The sequence below is a fragment of the Pelomonas margarita genome, from assembly GCF_043555875.1.
GTDB classification, from domain to species: domain Bacteria; phylum Pseudomonadota; class Gammaproteobacteria; order Burkholderiales; family Burkholderiaceae_C; genus Pelomonas; species Pelomonas margarita.
Genome location: NZ_JBIGHW010000034.1, coordinates 1 through 3,465, shown reverse-complemented (window position 1 = coordinate 3,465; position 3,465 = coordinate 1). Strand labels below are relative to the sequence as shown.

Below are 3,465 nucleotides of genomic sequence, written 5' to 3'. Positions count from 1 at the left end.
CGTTCGAACTCCGCGCCTTGATCGGCTGCCGCTGCCAAGGTTGCTTGCTTCATGCCAGCATGACCTCGAAGTGGTGCCAGCATTGCCACCAGATCAACCCGGAAGGCGGACCTTAATCAGCGTAGCCCTAGCGTGCCGCCCCTAGTCGTACTGTGTTAATAAAATCAAGGCATTATGCGCATCTCTTCAAGCAAGAGGTGAGCCCTGATGAAGGAACTGCAGGAATTCGAGCGCTATCTGGCGCATCTGGGCGAAGGCCTGGGTCACGCAGACCGGCAGGCTTGTTGGCTCAAAGTTCGGTCGGCGCCAACACACGCACACCGGCAGCTATCAGCTCGGCATTCCTGACGCGTTCCAGCATGTGGCTCACGCCGTGGCGCTCAACGAGTACCGCAGTCTGTTCCCGCTGGAGTCCATTGCCGGCAGGGCCACGCCTGATGGCAAGACACGCATCGAGCGCGGCTTTCTGGGCTCGCACTCCGACATTGGTGGCAGCTTTCCCGATGGCGACCTGGCCAAGGTCGCGCTGGTCTGGATGATCGACCAAGCCAAGACTGCAGGTTTGTCGATGGATGAGCCAGACCGGAACATCATTGCCAACCCCGTGCTGCACGACAAGAGCAGCAATCTCTTTGCCGAGGATGGCCCTGCGCCGACCAACTTCAGTGAAGATCGCAAAGTGAGGGGCCTGCCCGGAGGCACCCAGAAGCAGCGTCAGGCCACTATCGGCGGCATGAGCTATGCGGACACCGTGAAATACATCAACTACGACAGTTCGCCCAAAGGCATCGTCTCTGGCACGGTCGACATGGCCAAGTATGCCAAGTGGCTGCAAGGCAACGGCTATGACGTGAAGTTGAACGTAGGAGGAGGCACATGAAGCACCTGGCGCTCTGCGTACTCACGGCGGCTGTTTGCAGCGCCTGTGCCAATGGCGGCACTTCGTCCCAGGGCCGGCGCATCGGAACCGGGTTGGTGGTTGAGTATGGGCTCGCCCATTCAGGCGTGGAGCCTAAGGCGGGCCTGCAAGCGATGTCCGACAAGGGCGCGCGACTCTTTGGTGGAATGATGGAAGGCTGGTACGGAGGGGCTAGCACCAATTCATACATTGCCGGCCATCTGCCGAAAACCGTCCGCGTGACCTGGCGTACAGATACGGTGCCAGGGCAGCGCTTCACCACAGGTCGCGTCATCGGCGACTACCTCATCGAGGTGGACAAGCGAGTGCCCGACGAGGTCATTCGCTACGCCAATGCAGGCCCGGGCCGCGCGCTGCGGCTGGTGTTTCGCATCAAAGACGATGGCGTGTTGTTCGGGTGGGATGTAGAGGAGGTCGTTTCTCACCCCGCAGGCGGCAGCGGCTTGGTCTATGCGATGCGTGGGGGCGATGTGCCGTGCTACGACCTGCCGCGAGTCGCCAACGCGAGCCAGAACTGCACGGAGGGTCCTCTTGAGAAGGCTGCGTGGTTCAACCCACAGTGGATTCGCGGGCGCAAGTCCTGAGGTGGGTGATATGGCAGATCAGCGCGCAGGCGGAGCAGTGGCGGCGAAGCGGCAAGTGAGGCGTAGCTTGAATCGCGTGGCGCCATGGGCGCACGGAGGCACATGAAGCGCAGCGCCGTTTGTGTTCTCGCAGCGCTGGCGTGTGGTGCCTGCGCCAACGGCGGAGCGTCATCGCAGGGGCGGCGCATCGGAACCGGGTTGGTGGTTGAGTATGGGCTCGCCCATTCAGGCGTGGAGCCGAAGGCGGGCCTGCAAGCCATGTCCGACAAGGGCGCGCGACTCTTTGGGGGAATGATGGAAGGCTGGTACGGAGGGGCTAGCACCAATTCGTACATTGCCGGCCATCTGCCCAGCACCGTCCGCGTGACCTGGCGTACAGATACGGTGCCGGGCCGGGACTTCACCACAGGCCGCGTCATTGGCGACTACCTCATCGAGGTGGACAAGCGGGTGCCCGACGAGGTCATCCGCTACGCCAATGCAGGCCCGGGCCGCGCGCTGCGGCTGGTGTTCCGCATCAAGGACGATGGCGTGTTGTTCGGGTGGGATGTGGAGGAGAAGTTCGGAGGCCTGCTGGTCAACACGATGCGTGGTGGAGATGTGCCGTGCTATGACATGCCACGTGCATCCAATGCCACTCCCACTTGCACGGAGGGCCCGCTGCAATCCGCACCTTGGTACAGCCCATTGGGGTTCAAGCGCGTCGCGCAGTGACTGCAGTGGCCCGCGTCGGCGTAGCCGTGGTGACATGTGCCGGCGGAGGCTTTAGTCGCATGCATCCACTATGCCGAGCCGTACCTTGAATCGTTTGGTGCCCGACATGGACCGTGCCCACCGACCCATCACGTTGCTGCGCCACATGGTGGCCTGCATGCTGGCGCTGCTTGGCAGCGCCGCCCACGCCGGCTGTACGCCGCCGCAGGAGCCCCAGGGCGAACGCCTGTTCATGCAGAACGGCGCGGCCTTTCGCGCGCAGCTGTGCTGGCACCCGCAGGGCGACGTCGGCGCAGCCGGCGGCCGCTTGGCCGTGACGGTGTGGCAGGGAGAGCAGCGCGTCGCGCAGGTGAGCTTTCCGGTGGACATCGAAGGCACCGTGCGCGACATCCGGTTCGACCGCGCCAACTACGCGCTCAGCGCCCAGGCGGCAAGCTTTGGGGTGTTGGTGGACGCCCGCCTGCGCGGCGCGGGCTTCGACCAGTACAGCACCGATCTGTGGTTGCTGGTGCTGGATGGCGGGCAGCTGGCGCGTGTGTTGGTGCAGAACATGGCCTGGGAGGCCTGGGGCACGCAGTGCGAGCCCGACTGCATCGACACCAGCAAGACCAAGTCCATCGTCGTCATCGGCGCGCAGAAGGCGCCTCAAGGGATGAGCGAGCTGCGCGTGCGCACGCGCGGGTGGACCACGCCCTACGGCAAGGCCAGCCAGGCTGCGCAGCGCGTCGACAGCGCGACACGCTACGTTTTCAACGGTGCGGTCTACGAGGCCAAGGACTGATGCCTGCGGGCGCCTGACTAACCAATCCCGGCGGGCTGATCACGCGGGCCATGCACCCGGGGTACGTGCGCGACACGACTGGTTACGTCGGTAACGCGAAACAGGCCGCACCCCCTGCTGTTCAAGGGCTTACCGATGGCGGGCAGCCTCTGCATCATCGCGCCGCGTTCGGCGTCAGTGCCGTTGTCGCCTCTGCAATGACGTGTGCTTGGTGTGTTAGCGGCTTGGCTGCGTGCTGGGCGTGCGCGGCTGCATCAGCCTCCTGCGACCTCCATGCCAGCTCCACTCGCCCTGCCTACACCCCTGCCGCTCGCTTCAACAGCATGCCGCCCTGGCCGCCCCCCGCATCGCCAGCGGGGAGCGGGCCTGGTGGAGAGCGTCATCGTGATGCCGACGCTGCTGTTCCTGGTGCTGGGGATCTGGCAGGCGGCGCTGGGGTACCAGGCCAAGAGCAGCGTGAACTACGC

General features: G+C 64.5%; 4 protein-coding genes and 1 pseudogene. All 5 read left to right on the top strand.

All coding sequences use genetic code 11. The annotated features are described in order from the left end of the window. Positions 1-331: 331 nt before the first annotated feature. Positions 332-880: pseudogene (locus ACG0Z3_RS23000) on the top strand (phospholipase effector Tle1 domain-containing protein); the annotation flags it as partial. Further along, entirely contained in the window at positions 877-1,503 is a 627-nt protein-coding gene (locus ACG0Z3_RS22995; RefSeq protein ID WP_394402344.1) for a hypothetical protein, read from the top strand. The pseudogene ACG0Z3_RS23000 and the gene ACG0Z3_RS22995, both read left to right, overlap by 4 nt. Before the next feature lie 102 nt (positions 1,504-1,605). Then, a complete protein-coding gene (locus tag ACG0Z3_RS22990; protein ID WP_394402341.1) occupies positions 1,606-2,217 on the top strand; it encodes a hypothetical protein in 612 nt (203 codons plus the stop codon). A gap of 106 nt (positions 2,218-2,323) precedes the next feature. Continuing rightward, the gene (locus ACG0Z3_RS22985; RefSeq protein WP_394402338.1) at positions 2,324-2,998 is read left to right on the top strand and encodes a hypothetical protein; all 675 of its coding nucleotides are present in this window, start codon (positions 2,324-2,326) and stop codon (positions 2,996-2,998) included. 273 nt (positions 2,999-3,271) lie between these two features. Continuing rightward, the coding region (locus tag ACG0Z3_RS22980) for a TadE family protein (protein ID WP_394402336.1) at positions 3,272-3,465 on the top strand (194 nt) is incomplete at its 3' end.

Coding starts and splice junctions, on each gene's coding strand:
- ACG0Z3_RS22995 (WP_394402344.1), top strand. CDS start 877: ATGAAGCACCTGGCGCTCTGCGTACTCACGGCGGCTGTTTGCAGCGCC.
- ACG0Z3_RS22985 (WP_394402338.1), top strand. CDS start 2,324: ATGGACCGTGCCCACCGACCCATCACGTTGCTGCGCCACATGGTGGCC.
- ACG0Z3_RS22990 (WP_394402341.1), top strand. CDS start 1,606: ATGAAGCGCAGCGCCGTTTGTGTTCTCGCAGCGCTGGCGTGTGGTGCC.